This window comes from Stenotrophomonas sp. STEN056 (assembly GCF_056759635.1).
Window position 1 is genome coordinate 89224 of record NZ_JBRRDL010000003.1, and the last position, 17587, is coordinate 106810.

Annotated in this window: 11 protein-coding genes; 8 read left to right on the forward strand and 3 right to left on the reverse strand. The window is 65.8% G+C overall.

The window, feature by feature from the left end; genetic code table 11:
* The first annotated feature begins 40 nt into the window (after nucleotides 1-40).
* Nucleotides 41-2101: a TonB-dependent copper receptor gene (locus tag ACVOLO_RS02770; RefSeq protein ID WP_481568749.1), complete on the forward strand. Its 2061-nt coding sequence runs from the start codon at nucleotides 41-43 to the stop codon at nucleotides 2099-2101.
* Between the two features lie 86 nt (nucleotides 2102-2187).
* Nucleotides 2188-2619 carry a BLUF domain-containing protein gene (locus ACVOLO_RS02775; protein ID WP_481568750.1) on the forward strand — a complete coding sequence of 144 codons (432 nt, stop codon included), beginning with the start codon at nucleotides 2188-2190 and terminating at the stop codon, nucleotides 2617-2619.
* Nucleotides 2620-2767: 148 nt separating this feature from the next.
* Here ACVOLO_RS02775 and ACVOLO_RS02780 read toward each other — a convergent pair whose 3' ends face one another.
* The 3 genes from ACVOLO_RS02780 to ACVOLO_RS02790 all read right to left on the reverse strand — a co-directional run bounded on the left by ACVOLO_RS02780 (nucleotide 2768) and on the right by ACVOLO_RS02790 (nucleotide 7118).
* A complete protein-coding gene (locus ACVOLO_RS02780) occupies nucleotides 2768-3499 on the reverse strand; it encodes a phosphoadenylyl-sulfate reductase (protein WP_481568751.1) in 732 nt (243 codons plus the stop codon).
* Nucleotides 3496-5202 (reverse strand): assimilatory sulfite reductase (NADPH) hemoprotein subunit, encoded by a 1707-nt coding sequence (cysI, locus tag ACVOLO_RS02785; RefSeq protein WP_481568752.1) that lies wholly within the window; start codon nucleotides 5200-5202, stop codon nucleotides 3496-3498. The genes ACVOLO_RS02780 and cysI overlap by 4 nt, the downstream gene beginning before the upstream one ends.
* Nucleotides 5203-5282: 80 nt before the next feature.
* On the reverse strand, nucleotides 5283-7118 hold the full coding sequence (locus ACVOLO_RS02790; protein ID WP_481568753.1) for an assimilatory sulfite reductase (NADPH) flavoprotein subunit: 1836 nt from the start codon (nucleotides 7116-7118) through the stop codon (nucleotides 5283-5285).
* Between the two features lie 140 nt (nucleotides 7119-7258).
* Here ACVOLO_RS02790 and cysD point away from each other — a divergent pair, with 140 nt between their 5' ends.
* The 6 genes from cysD (at nucleotide 7259) to ACVOLO_RS02820 (ending at nucleotide 17467) form a co-directional block, all read left to right on the forward strand.
* Entirely contained in the window at nucleotides 7259-8227 is a 969-nt protein-coding gene (gene cysD, locus ACVOLO_RS02795) for a sulfate adenylyltransferase subunit CysD (RefSeq protein WP_481568843.1), read from the forward strand.
* Nucleotides 8228-8349: 122 nt separating this feature from the next.
* Nucleotides 8350-10254, forward strand: coding sequence for a sulfate adenylyltransferase subunit CysN (gene cysN / locus ACVOLO_RS02800; RefSeq protein WP_481568754.1), 1905 nt, complete (start codon nucleotides 8350-8352; stop codon nucleotides 10252-10254).
* Between the two features lie 370 nt (nucleotides 10255-10624).
* Nucleotides 10625-11710: an efflux RND transporter periplasmic adaptor subunit gene (locus ACVOLO_RS02805; RefSeq protein ID WP_481568755.1), complete on the forward strand. Its 1086-nt coding sequence runs from the start codon at nucleotides 10625-10627 to the stop codon at nucleotides 11708-11710.
* A complete protein-coding gene (locus ACVOLO_RS02810) occupies nucleotides 11707-14832 on the forward strand; it encodes an efflux RND transporter permease subunit (RefSeq protein ID WP_481568756.1) in 3126 nt (1041 codons plus the stop codon). The genes ACVOLO_RS02805 and ACVOLO_RS02810 overlap by 4 nt, the downstream gene beginning before the upstream one ends.
* Nucleotides 14833-15079: 247 nt before the next feature.
* Nucleotides 15080-16612 carry an alanine/glycine:cation symporter family protein gene (locus ACVOLO_RS02815; protein ID WP_481568757.1) on the forward strand — a complete coding sequence of 511 codons (1533 nt, stop codon included), beginning with the start codon at nucleotides 15080-15082 and terminating at the stop codon, nucleotides 16610-16612.
* Nucleotides 16613-16627: 15 nt separating this feature from the next.
* Nucleotides 16628-17467 carry a TrmH family RNA methyltransferase gene (locus tag ACVOLO_RS02820; RefSeq protein WP_481568758.1) on the forward strand — a complete coding sequence of 280 codons (840 nt, stop codon included), beginning with the start codon at nucleotides 16628-16630 and terminating at the stop codon, nucleotides 17465-17467.
* The last annotated feature ends 120 nt before the right edge of the window (nucleotides 17468-17587 follow it).

Consider the following 17587-nt stretch of genomic DNA (forward strand, 5'->3'; position numbering starts at 1 on the left):
CCTGCTGGCAGGGCGTGACCGTGTCGTATTGGAGAACCCCATGTACTTTGTTTCCCGCGTGCCGGCTGTGCCGGCGTGCCTGTCTGCCTGTATCTGCCTCGCACTGTTTCCTGCATTGGCCCGCGCCGATGGCGGCGCCTCCCCGCAAACCCTGGACACGGTGGTGGTCACGGCCGCCGCGCCTTCTTCGCCACTGCATTGGGAAACCGATCCGCGCCTGCCGCGGCAGCCGGTGCCGGCCAGTGATGGTGCCGACTACCTGAAGACCGTCCCCGGCTTTTCCGCTATCCGCAATGGCGGCACCAATGGTGATCCGGTGTTGCGCGGCATGTCCGGTTCGCGGCTGAACATTCTCAGCAACGACGGCAACCTCATTGGTGCCTGCCCGTCACGCATGGACAATCCGCTGTCCTACATCGCGCCGGAAACCTATGACCGGCTGATCATCATCAAGGGGCCGCAGAGTGTGCGCTGGGGGGCGGGCGCGTCGGCCGGCACGGTGCGCTTCGAGCGCGATACGCCGCGTTTCGATGCGCCGGGCATGCAGGTCCAGGCCAGTGCGCTGGCCGGTTCCAACAACCGCAACGACCAGATGCTCGATGCCAGCTTCGGCAGCACGCCGGGCTATGTGCGGGTCAACGGCAACCGTTCGGAAGCGGACGATTACCGCGATGGCAACGGTGATGTGGTGCCGTCACGCTGGCGCAAGTGGAACACCGATGCCGCCATCGGCTGGACGCCCGATGCCGATACCGTGCTCGAAGTAAATGCAGGCACCGGCGATGCCTTGGCGCGTTATGCCGGGCGCGGCATGGACGGGGCCTCGTTCAAGCGCAACAGCTATGGCATGCGCTTTGAAAAGAGCAATCTGCCCGGCGCGTGGGACAAACTGCAGGCCAACCTGTACTACAACAGCGCCGACCATGTGATGGACAACTACACGCTGCGCACGCCCAACCCGAACAGCAGCATGCCGATGCCGATGGCGTCGAATGTGGAACGTCGCACTACCGGCGGCCGCGTGGCATCGGAGTGGCGCTGGCAGGATATTGCGATTGTCGCCGGCATCGACGCGCAGGACAGCCGCCACAAAAAGCGCAGCGGCATGGGCCGTGGCACCTGGCAGCAGCAACCCTGGAGCCGCGATGCCGACTTCACTACGCAGGGCGCGTTCGCCGAGCTGACTTTCGGTGAAGGCACCGCGCAACGCTGGCTCAGCGGTCTGCGCGTGGACAAGGCCAAGGCCAAGGACCTGCGCCAGCGCACCGGCATGATGAACATGCCCAACCCCACCGCTGGGCAGACCCGGCAGGAAACGCTGGGCAGTGGTTTCCTGCGCTACGAGCGCGACCATGGGCAGGCGTGGACCTGGTACGCCGGGCTTGGCCACAGCGAACGCATGCCGGATTACTGGGAGCTGTTCTCCGCCAACGCCGGCCCGGCTGGCAGCGTCAATGCGTTTGCCGGGGTGAAACCGGAAAAGACCACGCAGCTGGACCTTGGCCTGCAGTTCCGCAGTTCGACGCTGGATGCATGGGTGTCAGCCTATGCCGGTCAGTTGCAGGACTACATCCTGTTCAACTACCGCAGCGGCGGCATGATGGGCAGCACCACCCAGGCCAGCAATGTGGATGCGCGCATTGCCGGTGCCGAGGCAGGCGTGGAATGGCGGCCGTGGCAGGGCTGGAAGCTGGGCGGCACGCTGGCCTATGCCTGGGGCGAGAACCGCGATGCGCAGCAGCCGTTGCCGCAGATTCCGCCGCTGGAAACCCGCCTGAGTGCAAGCTACGAGCATGCGCGCTGGTCGGCCGGCGCGCTGCTGCGTGCAGCAACCCGGCAGAACCGCGTGGCGCCGGATCAGGGCAATGTGGTTGCGCGCGATCTCGGGCCGACTGCGGGTTTTGCCACCTTGTCGCTCAATGGCGCCTATCGCATCAGCGATGCATTGCGCGTCAGTACTGGCGTGGACAACCTGTTTGATCGCGCCTATGCCGAGCACCTGAACCTGGCCGGCAGCGCTGATTTCGGCTTCCCGGCCGACCCGGTGCGGATCAATGAGCCGGGCCGCTCGTTCTGGCTGAAGCTGGACTACCGCTACTGATGGCCCGCATGCCCCCTGCTGCGGCTTACCGCCGGCAGGGGGCTGTGGCATGCTCGCGGCTCCGTCGCTGCAAAGGATTCCGTTGCATGAGCAACCGTGCAGTCGCCTACCTGAGCACCGCCGTGGCCGGCCTGACCCCGGCTGATATCGACCACCTGCTGGTGGATGCACGGGCACACAACCAGATGGCCGGGGTTACCGGCGTGCTGCTGTATGACGGGCATCGCTTCTTCCAGTATTTCGAAGGGCCCGAAGAGGGCGTGGAGCGCATTTATGCGCGCATCCGCGCTTCGCGCATGCATGTGCAGTTGCAGGAGCTGCACAGTGGCCCGATCGGAACGCTGTACTTCAGCCACTGGCACATGGGCTGTGTCGAAGCCGATGGCAGCGTGCTGCAGAAAATCAGCACCCAGCAGTGGCTGCATGAAGTGGAATATCTGCAGGACGACGTGGCCCAGCACGCCGCATCACCCGCGCTGCAGGAGCTGCTGGCGTTCTGGGAACAGCACGCGCAGTGAACCGCGGACGGGGGTTCGCGTTGCCTGGACTACAGGAGTTTTGGATCGTGGCGCGGAGCGATGCCCCGACCTTCGTCGGTTGAAAGCCCTGCCTGCGCGGGGATGAGGGATTCCAGTGATTGGATCGCGCATCACCGTGGAGGCGCGATCAAATCTCTTCGTGCAACCCGCATTCGCGCTTGAGGCCGAAGAAACGTGTGTCTTCCTCGCGCATGCCCGGCTCCCAGCGGCGGGTGGTGTGGAAATCACCGATGGACACATAGCCCTGCTCCCACAGCGGGTGGTAGGGCAGCTGGTGTTCCTGCAGGTACTTCCACACGTCGCGGTCGTTCCAGTCGGCGATCGGGTTGACCTTGTAACGCTCGCCGCGCCGCTGCAGCACCGGCGTGTTGGCGCGGCTGGCGGACTGGCTGCGGCGCAGGCCGGTGAACCAGGTGCCGACCTGCAGTTCATCGAGTGCGCGCTTCATCGGCTCGACCTTGCGCAGGTTGTTGTACTGCTCGATGCCGACCACGCCTTGTTCCCACAGGCGGCCGTGGCGCGCTTCCATCCACGCGCGGCTGACCAGCGGGCGGTAGACCTTGAGGTTGAGCTTGAGGCGCTCGGTCAGCTCGTCGGCGAAGCGATAGGTTTCCGGGAACAGGTAGCCGGTATCGACCAGGATCACCGGAATGTCCGGGCGCTGGCTGGCCAGCAGGTGCAGGGTCACCGCCGACTGCGCGCCGAAACTGGACGACAGCACATGGGCGCCCGGTGCGTGTTCCAGCGCCCAGCGCACGCGCGCCTGCGCATCCATTGTTTCCAGTTCGGCGTTGAGCGGGCCCAGGTCGTCCGGCAGTACGGTGATGGAATCGTTCGAGGATCGGGGCAGGGCGCTCATGCGTGCAGTTCCACGGGAATCTGGCGGTGGGTGGGGTAGGGCGGCAGGCTGACGATGCCGGCGCGGTGCAGGAAGTCACCAAAGCCCTCATCGTGGGAACGCTCGCCGGCATAGCGTGCGAACAGCGGTTCCAGCGCGGTGAGGATGTCCGGCTCGGTGATGTTTTCGCGGTACAGCGTGTTCAGGCGCTGGCCGCGGTGGTCGGCACCGAGCATCAGGTTGTAGCGGCCGGGCGCCTTGCCGACGAGGGCAATCTCGCCCAGGTAGGGGCGCGAGCAGCCGTTCGGGCAACCGGAAATACGCAGCAGGATCGGCGCTTCGGCCAGGCCGTGCTGTTCCAGCAACGGCTGCAGCTTGGCGCTGAAGTCCGGCAGGTAACGCTCGGCCTCGGCCATGGCCAGGCCGCAGGTGGGCAAGGCGACGCAGGCCATTGCCGCACGGGCCAGTGCGGTGGGGGCCTGGTTGCCGGCATCCAGGCCCGCGGCCTTCACCAGCGCATTGATGCGCTCGCGCTGGTCGGCAGGCACGCCAGCGATGACCAGGTTCTGGTTGCCGGTCATGCGGAACTCGCCTTCGTGGAAGCCGGCGATCTCGCGCAATGCGCTCAGGTGCGGCGCGCCCGGCAGGTCGGCGATGCGCCCGGCGGGCAGCGACAGGGTCAGGTGCCAGCGGCCATCTTCGCCTTCGTTCCAGCCATAGCGGTCGCCGTTGTGGGCGAACGGCTGCGAACGGCTTGGGGCGAACGCGATGCCGGCGCGGCGTTCGATCTCAGCGATCACCGTCTCCAGGCCGTGGTCGTCGATGGTGTATTTGAAGCGCGCGCGCTTGCGCAGCTCGCGGTTGCCTAGGTCACGCTGGGTGGTGACCACGGCGGTGGCGACATCCAGCAAGGCCTCGCGCGGAATGAAGCCGGCGATGTTGGCAATGCGCGGATAGGTTTCCGCATCGCCGTGCGTGGCGCCCATGCCGCCGCCGATGCTGACGTCATAGCCCAGCAGTTCGCCGGTGTCGCCCAGCACGCCGATGAAGCCCAGGTCATTGGCGAACACATCCACGTCGTTGACCGGCGGCAGCGCGAAACCAATCTTGAACTTGCGCGGCAGGTAGCGCTCGCCGTAGATCGGCTCTTCCTCATTGCCGCTGCCGGCCACGCGTTCTTCGTCCAGCCAGATTTCGTAGTAGGCGCGGGTGTTGGGCAGCAGGTGCTCGGAGGTGCGCGCGGCATCGGCGTACAGCGTGGCGTGCGCGCTGGACAGCAGCGGGTTCGCCGCCACCAGTACGTTGCGGTTGACGTCGCCGCAGGCGGCCAGCGTGTCGATCAACGCGGCATTGATGGCCTGCATGGTGGCCTTGAGTTCGCGCTTGATCACCCCGTGGAACTGGAACGCCTGGCGGGTGGTGACGCGCAGCGAATGATTGCCGAAGCGGGTGGCGATGGCGTCGAGCTTGAGCCACTGCGCCGGGCTGATGACGCCACCCGGGGTGCGCGTGCGGATCATGAACTGATAGGCCGGCTCCAGCTTCTGGCGGCGGCGCTCGTCGCGCACGTCACGGTCATCCTGCTGGTAGCTGCCGTGGTACTTGATCAGGGTCTGGTCGTCTTCGCGCAATGCGCCGGTGACCGGGTCGGCCAGGCTTTCCAGCAGGGAGCCGCGCAGGCGGTTGCTTTCGGCCTTGATGGATTCAACGGAATGGGTGCTCATGTTTTTCGCTATGCCAGGAACAGGTGTGTAGGAGCGCCTTCAGGCGCGAAGCCGCATCGCCGCGCGTGGCGGCTCAACCGTCAGTACACATCCCGGCCATAACGCCCCTCCGTATGCAGCTGCGTCAGGTAGTCGCGGGCGCCGTCTTCATCCAGCCCGCCGTGCTCGCGCACTACGTCCAGCAGTGCCGCGTGCACATCCTTGCCCATTCCGATGGCGCCGCACACATACAGGTGTGCACCGTTCTGCAGCCAGTCGTACAGGTCGCGGCCACGCGTGCGCAGGCGCTGTTGCACGTAGACCTTGTCGGCCTGGTCTCTTGAGAACGCCAGATCCAGGCGATGCAGTTCCTTGCGACGCAGGGCGTCCTGCCACTCGGTCTGGTAGAGGAAATCGGTGTTGAAGTGGCGTGCACCGAAGAACAGCCAGTTGCGGCCGCTGGCGCCAATCTCAGCACGTTCCTGCACGAAGCCGCGGAACGGCGCCACGCCGGTGCCAGGCCCGATCATGATGATGTCGCGGCTGCCGTCGGCGGGCACGCGGAAACGCTCGTTGGTTTCAATGAAGACCGGCAGCGGCTGGCCTTCTTCCAGTGCGGCGAGGAAACTGCTGGCGGCACCCTGGTGGGCGCTGCCGTGCGCGTCGTAGCGCAGTTCGTCCACGGTGAGATGGACTTCCTCGCCCACGCGCTTGCGGCTGGAGGCGATGGAGTACAGGCGGTGCGCCGCCGGCCGCAGGGTGCTCACCAGCGCCTCTGCATCCCATTCGGCGGGCCAGCGGCGCAGCACGTCAACCAGTTGGTGGTCGTCGAACACGCGCGTCAGTTCGGCCTTGTGTTCCGGCTCCAGCAGGCGCGCCAGTTCGGCATGGTTGCTGCGCTCGCCAACGTTGATCAGCAGCGGGCGCGAGATGCGGGTGAGCTCGCGGTGCTCGGCCAGCCACTGCGACAGCGGCCGTGCGTGACCGTCATGGCTGACTTCGGTGTCGCCATTCAAGCCGGTGGCTGCCAACACCGATTCGACCAGCGCCTGTGGATTGCGGTGCACGATGCCCAGCGCGTCGCCTGGCTCGTAATGCAGGCCGCTGCCTTCCAGCGACAGCTCCAGGTGGTGCACCGATTTGTCGGCAATGCCGTAGCGGGTATAGGCCGGGCCCTTGAAGTCACGGCCGCTGATGACCTGCCGCGACAGCACCTCGGCATTGAAGGGGTGTTGTGCGCTGTAGACGCTGGCATGACGCAGCGGGGTGACGTTGCTGGGCGCCGGGCTCGCGGCCTCGCTGATGTTGGCGCGGGCGTCGGCCAGGGCCTGGACGCGCCACGGCACGGCCACGGTGTCGATGTCCAGGTCGGCTTCGCCGGCCGGCTGCAGGCGGGTCGCGCCGAGCTCGGCCAGGCGGGTGTCCAGTTTGCGGGCGATGCCGCAGAACTCGGCGTAGCTGGAATCGCCCAGGCCCAGCACGGCGTACTTGAGCTGCGGCAGCTTGGGCGCGCGCTTGCCGGCGATGAACTCGACCAGGCCGATCGCATCATCCGGCGGGTCGCCTTCGCCCTGGGTGCTGATGACGATGTACAGCAGGCGCTCGTTGGCCAGCTCGCGGGTGGGGTAGGCATCGGCACGCAGTACGCGCACCGGCAGGCCGGCGGCTTCGACCTCGGCGGCCAGTTGCTCGGCGGCGCGGCGGGCATTGCCGGTCTGGCTGCCGTAGATCACGGTCAACTGCGACTGTGCTGACTGCGCGGCCTGGCCGCCGGGGATGACTGCCAGGTACGGGGGAGGGTTTCCCTGGGCCAACCCGGCGGCAAAGCCGGACAGCCACCACAAACTGTTGCCGTCCAGGCCTTCCACCAGTCGCGACAGCAGGACCTTGCGGTCTTCGGGCAAGGGGCTGGGGGGGATGGTGGCGGCGGCGGTCATTTCCGGTCCGGGTGGTTTGGGATGACTGATGCTAGGGAGGGGGCATTGCAAGCGGAAAGGATCAGCGGTTATCGCTTCATGCTCTGCGTTTATTTCAACCGCCCGGGTTGCCGCCCCACACTCGCTGTCCTGCCCCGGGACTGCCCGGCCATGCTGTTACCCTACATCTTCAGGCTTCGCCTCAAACTGCCCGCGCAATGACTGCCAACGCATACCTGTCCCACCTCGACCGGCTGGAAGCCGAAAGCATCCACATCCTGCGGGAAGTCGCCGCGGCCTTTGACAACCCGGTGCTGCTGTACTCGGTGGGCAAGGACAGTTCGGTGCTGTTGCACCTGCTGCTGAAGGCCTTCGCCCCCGGCGTGCCGCCGATTCCGCTGCTGCATGTGGACACGCGCTGGAAGTTCGGCGAGATGATCGCCTTCCGCGACCGCCGCGTGGCCGAGACCGGCACCGAGCTGCGCGTCCATATCAACCCCGACGGCATCGCTCAGAACATCGGCCCGGTGACGCACGGTGCCAGCGTGCATACCGACGTGATGAAAACCCAGGGCCTGAAGCAGGCGCTGGACAAGTGGAAGTTCGATGCCGCCATCGGTGGCGCGCGTCGTGACGAGGAAAAGTCGCGCGCCAAGGAACGCGTGTTTTCCTTCCGCAATGACCGCCACCGCTGGGACCCCAAGAACCAGCGCCCGGAGCTGTGGAGCCTGTACAACGCGCGCATCCACCAGGGCGAGAGCGTGCGGGTGTTCCCGCTGTCCAACTGGACCGAACTGGATATCTGGCTCTACATCTACCGCGAGAAAATCCCGGTGGTGCCGTTGTACCTTGCCGCCGAACGGCCGGTGGTCGAGCGCGAAGGCAGCCTGATCATGGTCGATGACGAGCGCCTGCCACTGCTGCCGGGTGAGGTGCCGCAACTGCGCAAGGTGCGCTTCCGCACGCTGGGTTGCTACCCGCTGACCGGCGCCATTGAATCGGAAGCCGACACGCTGGAAAAAATCATTGCCGAAATGCTGGTGTCCACCAGTTCGGAACGACAGGGCCGCTTGATCGACCACGACCAATCCGCCTCGATGGAAAAGAAAAAGCTCGAGGGGTATTTCTGATGAAGCCGGGAGTAGGGAATCGGGATTCGGGATTGGACAAAGCCAAAGCAAAAACCGAAGCCGAAGCAAAGGCCGAAGCAAAGGCCGGAGCAGATGCGCGGAACGGTGGATCGGAGTCGGGGTTGACCAATCCCCAATCCCCAATCCCCAATCCCGGCTCCACCGCAGATATCGCTGCCTATCTGCAGCAGCATGAATCCAAGCCGCTGCTGCGCTTCATCACCTGCGGCAGCGTCGATGATGGCAAGAGCACCCTGATTGGTCGTCTGCTGTACGAAAGCAAGCGTCTGTTTGATGACCAACTGGCCGCGCTGGAAGCGGACAGTCGTCGCCATGGCACGCAGGGCGAGCGCATCGACTACGCGCTGTTGCTCGATGGCCTGGCTGCCGAGCGTGAGCAGGGCATCACCATCGACGTGGCTTACCGCTATTTCGATACCGACCGCCGCAAGTACATCGTCGCCGACTGCCCCGGGCATGAGCAGTACACCCGCAACATGGCCACGGGCGCGTCCACCGCCGATGTGGCGGTGGTGCTGGTGGATGCACGCAAGGGCCTGCTGCCGCAGACGCATCGCCACAGCTACATCATCTCGCTGCTTGGAATTCGGCAGGTGGTGCTGGCGGTGAACAAGATGGACCTGGTGGGCTACGACGAGGCCGTGTTCGCGCGGATCCGCACCGAATACCAGGCGCTGGCCGAACAACTGGGCATCGCCCACGTGCAGGCCATTCCGCTGTCGGCGCTGGAGGGGCAGAACCTGTCCACGCGTTCGGCGCTGACGCCGTGGTACCCGGGCCCCAGCCTGATCGAGCACCTGGACACGGTGGTGCTGGACGAACGCGAAGCGGCCAGCGGCCTGCGCCTGCCGGTGCAGTACGTCAACCGCCCCAACCAGGATTTCCGTGGTTTCGCCGGCACCATCGCCGGTGGGCAGGTGCGCCCGGGTGACGGCGTGGTGGTATTGCCGTCTGCGCGTCGCTCCACGGTCAAGCAGGTGCTGGGCCCGGATGGCCCGCTGCAGGTGGCGTCGGCCGGGCAGGCGGTGACGCTGACTTTGGCCGATGAAGTGGATGTCAGTCGCGGCGACGTGATTGCCGCCGCCGATGATCCGCCGGAAGTGGCCGACCAGTTCGCCGCGCATGTGCTGTGGATGGACGACGCTGCCTTGTTGCCGGGCCGCCCGTACTGGCTGCAGCTTGGCAGCCGCACGGTCTCGGCCAGCATCAGCGAGATCAAGCACCGCGTGGACGTGAACACACAGGAGCGGCTGGCGGCCAAGCGCCTGGAGTTGAACGAGGTGGGCTACTGCAATCTGTCGCTGGACGAGCCGGTCGCATTTGCTCCATATGCGCGGAACCGGGCGCTCGGTGGCTTCATCCTGATCGACCGCCAGACCAACGCCACCGTTGCCGCCGGCACGCTGGACTTTGCCCTGCGCCGCGCCGGCAACGTGCATTGGCAGCACCTGGACGTGGACAAGGCCGCGCGCGCCCGCATCAAGGGGCAGCAGGCAAAGGTGTTGTGGTTCACCGGCCTGTCCGGCGCCGGCAAATCCACCGTCGCCAACCAGGTGGAAAAACGCCTGCACGCACAGGGGCGGCACACCTTCCTGTTGGACGGTGACAACGTTCGCCATGGCTTGAACCGCGACCTGGGTTTCACCGACGAGGACCGCGTGGAGAACATCCGCCGCGTGGCCGAAGTGGCACGGTTGATGGCCGACGCCGGCTTGATCGTGCTGGTCAGCTTTATTTCCCCGTTCCGCGCCGAGCGGCAGATGGCGCGCGAGCGCTTTGAGCAGGGCGAGTTCATCGAGGTGTTTGTTGACGTGCCGCTGGAGGTTGCCGAAGCCCGCGACGTAAAGGGCCTGTACCGCAAGGCCAGGGCTGGGCAGATCCCCAATTTCACCGGCATCGACTCGCCGTATGAAGCGCCGGAAGCGCCGGAGCTGCACCTGCATGCGGACAGCGACAGCGTGCCGGCGATGGTGGAGCAGGTGCTGAAGGTGCTGGAGCGGAGTTGAGCTGGGCTGGCGCTTTTTAAATTCCTTCTCCCGTCTGCCTTCTCCCGCCTGCGGGAGAAGGTGCCCGCAGGGCGTATGAGGGCAGCTGTTGGCCGGCATCGAGGCGGTAAGTTTGAGAAGCTCCGTTCATCCGGTGCTGCGCACCACCTTCTCCCGTATACGGGAGAAGGGAGTAGAGGCAGAGTTCAAAGGGATGCCGGGCTGTCGCTCTTGACGTCCCTTCTCCCGTTTACGGGAGAAGGGAGTAAAGCCAAAGCCAAAACGCCTCACTCCAATTCAGACACAAGTTTGCATTACCCCCCCTAACGGCACATTCGGCCGTCATCTGCCGTCGTTACAGTGCTCGATCGTGTATCAAACGGGACTGTGTATGTTGGGGCGTTTTGTCGTCACCTTGGCCGGTGGCACTGTCTTGGCGCTGGCACTGGCCGGTTGCAATCGCAAGGGTGCCGAAGCGCCGCGTAGCGCGGGCGATGCCGTGCTTGTCACCACGCAGCAGGTGCAGGCATCGGCCTGGAACGACACATTGCAGGCCATCGGCACCGCCAAGGCGCGTGAGTCGATCATCGTCACCGCCAAGGTCAGCGAGATCGTCGACAAGGTGCATTTTGAAAGCGGCCAGCAGGTTTCCGCCGGTTCACCGCTGGTCACCCTGCGCGGTGACGCGCAGCAGGCGGCGCTGGCACAGGCGCAGGCCACGTTCGCCGAAGCCGACCGGCTGTACCTGCGCCAGCGTGAGCTGGCCGCGCAACAGCTGGTGGCGCACTCCACCCTGGATACGCAGAAATCGATCCGCGATGCCGCCGAAGCCCGCGTGCGGCAGATGCGTGCGGATATCACCGACCGCCAGGTGCGGGCGCCATTCGCCGGCGTACTGGGCATCCGCCAGATCAGCCCCGGCTCGCTGGTCAGCCCGACCACGGCCATCGCCACGCTGGATGACATCTCGCGCGTGCATGTGGATTTCCAGGTGCCCGAGGCCGAGCTGGCCTCGCTCAAGCCCGGCGACAAGGTCACCGGCAGCAGCATCGCTTACCCGGGCCGCAGCTTTGAGGGCGACGTCAGTACGGTCGATGCGCGGGTGGATCCGGGCAGCCGCGCGGTCACCGTGCGCGCCGATTTCGCCAATGCCGACCACGCGCTGCGCCCGGGCATGTTGCTCGATGTGCGTGTGTTCCGCCCGGAGCGCCAGGCACTGGTGATCCCGGAAATCGCCGTGGTGCAGGTGGGCCGTGATTCCTTTGTGTATCGGGTCAAGGACGATGCCAGCGTCGAGCGCGTGGACGTGCGTACCGGCACGCGCCGCGCCGGCGTGGTGGAAATCATCCAGGGCCTGAGCGCCGGTGAGCGCATCGTGGTCGATGGCACCGGCAAGCTGCGCCCGGGTATCCGCATCCAGGATGCCAAGACGGCCAAGCCCGCTGCTGCGCCGGTTGCGCAGGGCAGCGCCGGATGAAACTGTCTGATCTCTCGATCAAGCGGCCGGTCCTGGCCGTGGTGATGAGCCTGCTGCTGGTGGTGCTGGGCGTGATGTCGTTCAGCCGCCTCACCCTGCGCGAGTTGCCGGCCATCGACCCGCCCATTGTCTCGGTGTCGGTGGATTACACCGGCGCCTCGGCGGCGGTGATCGAAAGCCGCGTCACCCAGGTGCTGGAAGATGCGCTGGCCGGCATCGAAGGCATCGACACCATCAACGCCCGCAGCACCAACGGCCGCGCGTCGGTGAGCATCGAGTTCACCGCCAACCGCGATATCGAAGCCGCGGCCAATGACGTGCGCGATGCGGTCAGCCGGGTTGCCGACCGCATGCCGGAAGAGGCACGCCCACCGGAAATCGCCAAGGTCGAGAGCGACGCGGACCCGATCATCTGGTTCAACATGGCCTCCTCGGCGCTGGATACACTGGAGCTCAGCGACTACGCCGAGCGCTACGTGGTGGACCGTTTCTCCAGCATCGACGGCGTGGCGCAGGTGCGCATCGGTGGCCGCCAGCGTTACGCCATGCGCATCTGGCTGGACCGCGACCAGCTGGCCGCACGCGGCCTGACCGTGGGCGAGGTGGAAACCGCGCTGCGCAACGAAAACGTGGAGCTGCCGGCCGGCCGCATTGAATCCGCCGACCGCGACTTCACCCTGCGCGTGGAGCGCAGCTACGTGGCACCGGCCGACTTTGCCAGCATCCCGCTTGGCAAAGGCAACGATGGCTACGTGGTGCGCTTGGGCGACGTGGCCAAGGTCGAGCTGGCCTCGGCCGAACGCCGCGCCTATTACCGCAGCAATGGCGAGCCGGGCGTTGGCCTGGGCATCGTCAAGACCTCCACCGCCAATGCGCTGGACGTGGCCCGTGCCACCCGCGCCGAAGCCGAGCGCATCGCCCAGACCCTGCCCAAGGGCACGCAGATCTTTGTCGCCTTCGACAACACCACCTTCATTGAGGCAGCGGTCGAGCGCGTGTACTGGACGCTGGCCGAGGCCATGGTGCTGGTGCTGGTGGTGATCTGGCTGTTCCTGGGCAGCCTGCGTGCGGCCTTGATTCCCGCGGTGACGGTGCCGGTGTGTCTGGTGGCAGCCTTCATCGCGCTGTTCGCCTTTGGTTTCTCGATCAACCTGTTCACCCTGCTGGCATTGGTGCTGTGTATCGGCCTGGTGGTGGATGACGCCATCGTGGTGGTGGAAAACGTGCAGCGCCGCATCGACCTGGGCGAGCCGCCCCTGGTCGCTGCACGGCGCGGCACCACCCAGGTTGCCTTCGCGGTGATCGCCACCACGGCGGTGCTGGTGGCGGTGTTCCTGCCGGTGGGCTTCCTGGAAGGCAACACCGGGCGTTTGTTCCGCGAGCTGGCGGTGGCCTTGGCTTCTGCGGTGGCGCTGTCGGCGTTTGTCGCGCTGACGCTGACCCCGATGATGGCCTCCAAGCTGCTCAAGCCGCACAGCGAGCAGAAAACCAGCCGCCTGCATGGCTTCATCAACCGCCAGCTGGAGCGTGTGTCGGCGGCCTACGGCCGTGTGCTGGACAAACACGTGCAGCGCACCTGGATCTTCGCCCTGGTGATGCTGGCCGCGCTGGGCAGCAGCTGGGGCCTGCTCAAGCTGCTGCCTTCGGAATTGGCACCGGCCGAGGACCGTGGCTCATTCCAGATCATGATCGATGGCCCGGAAGGCGCCGGTTACGACTACACCGTCGGCCAGGTGCAGCAGGTGGAGCAGATCGTCTCGCAGTTCGTTGGTCCCGAAGAGCCGATCGTGCGCGCCAACCCGCGCGTACCCGGCGGCTGGGGCAACAGTGAGGAAATGCATACCGGCCGCATCAGCGTGTTCCTGCAGCCGTGGCGCGACCGCACCGAGGCCACCAGCGACGTGGCCAACGACCTGCAGAAAGAACTCAACGATCTGAGTGGCGTGCGCGTGCGCACGATGGTCGGTGGCGGCCTGGTGCGCAGCATGGGCCAACCGTTCCAGATCGTGCTGGGCGGCCCTGAATACGCGGAGATCGCACAGTGGCGTGACCGCCTGCTGGCCCGCATGGCCGACTACCCGGGCCTGGTCGGCGCCGATTCGGACTACAAGGAAACCCGCCCGCAGATGCGGGTCAACATCGACCGCCAGCGTGCGGCCGACCTGGGCATTTCGGTCACCGACATCGGCCGCGCGCTGGAAACCATGATGGGCTCGCGCCGCGTCACCACCTTCGTCGACAACGGCGAGGAATACGACGTGCTGGTGCAGGCCGGCCGCGAGGGCCGCGCTTCACCGGCGGATCTGTCGGCCATCCAGGTGCGTGCGCGTTCGGGCGAACTGGTGCCGCTGTCCAACCTGGTCACGCTCAGTGAAGTGGCCGAGGCCGGCAGCCTCAACCGCTTCAACCGCCTGCGCGCGATCACCATCAGTGCCAACATTGCGCCCGGCCACACCCTGGGCGAAACCATCGCCTGGGTGCAGGACGTGGCCCGCGAGGAGTTGCCGGATTACGCGCAGATCGACTGGAAGGGCGAATCGCGCGAGTACCAGAGTGCAGGCAGCGCGGTGTTGCTGACCTTCGCAATGGCCTTGCTGGTGGTGTACCTGGTGCTGGCCGCACAGTTCGAGAGCTTCATCCACCCGCTGGTGATCATGCTGACCGTGCCGTTGGGCGTGTTGGGTGCGTTCGTCGGCCTGTATATCAGCGGCGGCACGCTCAACCTGTTCAGCCAGATCGGCATCGTCATGCTGGTGGGTTTGGCCGCCAAGAACGGCATCCTGATCGTCGAGTTCGCCAACCAGTTGCGCGACGAAGGCCGCAATGTGCACCAGGCCATCGTCGAGTCGTCGATGGTGCGTCTGCGCCCGATCCTGATGACCTCGATCGCCACCGTGGTCGGTGCGATTCCGCTGGTTGCCGCTGGCGGCCCGGGTTCGGCCAGCCGCGGCACCATCGGCATCGTGGTGATCTTCGGTGTTGCCGTTTCCACGCTGCTGTCGTTGTTCGTGGTGCCTGCGTTCTATGCCCTGCTCGCGCCGTATACGCAGTCGCCGGAAACGGTGGCCAACGAGCTGGAGAAGCTCGAACAGCAGACGCCCTCCGTGGGAGGGCATGCCTGAGCACGCGGCGGGGAGTGAGATCAGGGGTGATCTCGCTCGCCGCCCGGGTCGAAGGCCAACCGCGCTGGCACTGGCGGGTGTTACTTGAGAAAGGATGCGCCGCGAAGGGCAGGGAGTGCCAATTGGATTCAGGAAGGACAGGCATGCACGGCATGCTCCCGTCCTGGGTCATTCCTGCAATTGCCGCAAGGGCCCTGCACATCACGGCTTAATCGTGGAAGAATCGATCGGTCCCGGGGCCCGGGGCATGCTCACTTTCAGCTTTCCGGGGAACTACGTGGAATCCATCGTCGAATACATCAACGGCATCATCTGGAGCAACGCACTCATCTTCATGTGTCTGGGCGCGGGCCTGTGGTTCACCGTGCGCACCCGCTTCATGCAGATCCGCGGCTTTGCTGAAATGTGCCGGCTCACCGTGCGTGGGCAGAAGTCCGAAGCCGGCGTGTCCTCCTTCCAGGCGCTGGCCATGTCGATGGCCGGGCGCATGGGCATCGGCAACATCGCCGGCGTGGCCACGGCCATCGCCTATGGCGGGCCGGGTGCCATCTTCTGGATGTGGGTGATGGGCTTCCTCGGCGCCTCCACCTCGTATGTGGAATCCACGCTGGCGCAGATCTACAAGGTCAAGGACGCCGAAGGCCGTTACCGTGGCGGCCCGGCGTATTACATCGAAAAGGCCATGGGCCTGAAGTGGTACGCCGCGGCCTTCGCCCTGGCCACCATCATCGCTGCCGGCTTCCTGCTGCCGGGCGTGCAGGCCAATGCCATCGCCGATAGCGCGGTCAACGTGCTGTGCACCGGCGCCGATGCCTGCGCCTCGGTGGGCGGCGTGTCCAGCATGAAGCTGTGGATTGGCCTGGCGGTGGCAGCGCTGCTGGGCATCATCATCTTTGGTGGCGTCAAGCGTATTGCCAGCTTCGCCGAAGTGATCGTGCCGTTCATGGCGCTGGCCTTCATCCTGATGGCCATCGTGGTGATGATGCTCAATGCCAGCAAGGTGCCGACGATGTTCGCCGACATCTTCTCCAGCGCCTTCGGTGCGCATGCGGCCTTCGGCGGCATCATTGGCCAGGCCATCGCCTGGGGCGTGAAGCGCGGCATCTACGCCAACGAAGCCGGCCAGGGCACCGGCCCGCACGCCGCGGCCGCCGCCGAGGTCTCGCACCCGGCCAAGCAGGGCTATGTGCAGGCGTTCGCCATCTATTTCGACACCATGCTGGTGTGCACCTCCACCGCGTTCCTGCTGCTGTCCACCGGCATGTACAACGTGTTCCGCCAGGTCACCGTGGATGGCGCGCAGAAGCTGGAAGCCATTGTCACCGGCGTGCCGGGCGTGGCGCCGTCGGAGGGCGCACTGTTCACCCAGGCGGCGGTGGAGTCGGTGCTGCCGGGCTGGGGCGCGGGCTTTGTCGCGCTGGCCCTGTTCTTCTTCGCCTTCACCACCATCATGGCCTACTACTACATGGCCGAAACCAACCTGACCTATCTGGCCGGCAGCAACCGCACCCACCCGGCGGCGACCCTGGTGCTGCGCCTGGGCATCATGGGCATGGTCGTGTTTGGCGCGTTCCACAATGCCAAAATGGCGTGGGCGCTGGGTGACATCGGCGTCGGTCTGATGGCCTGGTTGAACGTGATTGCCATCTTCATCCTGCAGAAGCCGGCCATGCTGGCCCTGCGTGATTACGAACAACAAAAGAAGCAGGGCCTGGACCCGGTCTTCAATCCGGATGCGCTGGGCATCAAGAACGCCGATTTCTGGCGCGGCAACAAGTAAGCGAGCACAACAGCAGTGAGCAACCCCTGGAACAACCGTCGTCCCTCCGTTCGCCCGCCGCGGGCAACGCCCCTGCCGGCCAGCCCCCGCGACAGCGGTGGTGGTCCGCCGGTGCGTGGCAGTGACGAGCTGCGCCTGTACGGCGTCAATGCCGTGCAGGCCATGTTCGCGCGTCGCCCCGAGGCCCTGCGCAAGCTGTACCTGGCCGAGGACATGATCCCGCGCCTGCAGCCAATGCTGAAATGGTGCGTGGCCAACCGGGTGGGTTACCGCGTGGTCGCCGACGGCGATCTCAATAAGCTCGCCGCCACCACGCACCACGAAGGTGTAGTGGCCGATGTCGTGCGGCAGGAGCCGCTGGCCCTGGCGGCGTGGTTGGCCAGCATCGGTGACGGCCCGGCGCTTGCGCTGTGGCTGGATGGCGTGGGCAATCCGCACAACTTCGGTGCAATCCTGCGTTCGGCCGCGCACTTCGGTGTTTCGGCGATTCTGCTCCCGGCCGAATCGACACTGGCGCTGTCAGGTGCTGCGGCGCGTGTGGCAGAGGGCGGTGCCGAGTCGGTGCCGCTGGTGCGCCTGCCGGCACTGCCGCAGGCGGTCGCGCAACTGCGTGATGCCGGCTTCGGCCTGGCGGCAACGCTGGTGGAAGAGGGCGACAACCTGTTCACCACGGCCTTGCCCGAACGCATGGTCTACGTGATGGGCGCCGAAGGCGAAGGCATGGACCGCGGGTTTGCGCAGAGCTGCGACCTGCGCCTGTCCATTCCCGGCACCGGCGCTGTGGAGAGCTTGAACGTGGCCTCGGCCACGGCGGTGTTGCTGTCGAGTTGGTGCAGCCGCCAAGCCAAGCGTTGAGTGATCCGAATGCATCAAACAACAAAGGCGCCTTGGGCGCCTTTGTTGTTTCCATCATAGGAGCGGCCCCAGCTGTGACGCATTGCGATGCCGTCAACTAGGTAGAGCTGCTTGATTCCA

Bases quoted from the DNA above. Each gene is read 5' to 3' on its own strand.
- ACVOLO_RS02770 (WP_481568749.1), top strand. From the start codon at position 41: ATGTACTTTGTTTCCCGCGTGCCGGCTGTGCCGGCGTGCCTGTCTGCC.
- ACVOLO_RS02775 (WP_481568750.1), top strand. From the start codon at position 2,188: ATGAGCAACCGTGCAGTCGCCTACCTGAGCACCGCCGTGGCCGGCCTG.
- ACVOLO_RS02780 (WP_481568751.1), bottom strand. From the start codon at position 3,499: ATGAGCGCCCTGCCCCGATCCTCGAACGATTCCATCACCGTACTGCCG.
- cysI (WP_481568752.1), bottom strand. From the start codon at position 5,202: ATGAGCACCCATTCCGTTGAATCCATCAAGGCCGAAAGCAACCGCCTG.
- ACVOLO_RS02790 (WP_481568753.1), bottom strand. From the start codon at position 7,118: ATGACCGCCGCCGCCACCATCCCCCCCAGCCCCTTGCCCGAAGACCGC.
- ACVOLO_RS02805 (WP_481568755.1), top strand. From the start codon at position 10,625: ATGTTGGGGCGTTTTGTCGTCACCTTGGCCGGTGGCACTGTCTTGGCG.
- ACVOLO_RS02810 (WP_481568756.1), top strand. From the start codon at position 11,707: ATGAAACTGTCTGATCTCTCGATCAAGCGGCCGGTCCTGGCCGTGGTG.
- ACVOLO_RS02815 (WP_481568757.1), top strand. From the start codon at position 15,080: ATGCTCACTTTCAGCTTTCCGGGGAACTACGTGGAATCCATCGTCGAA.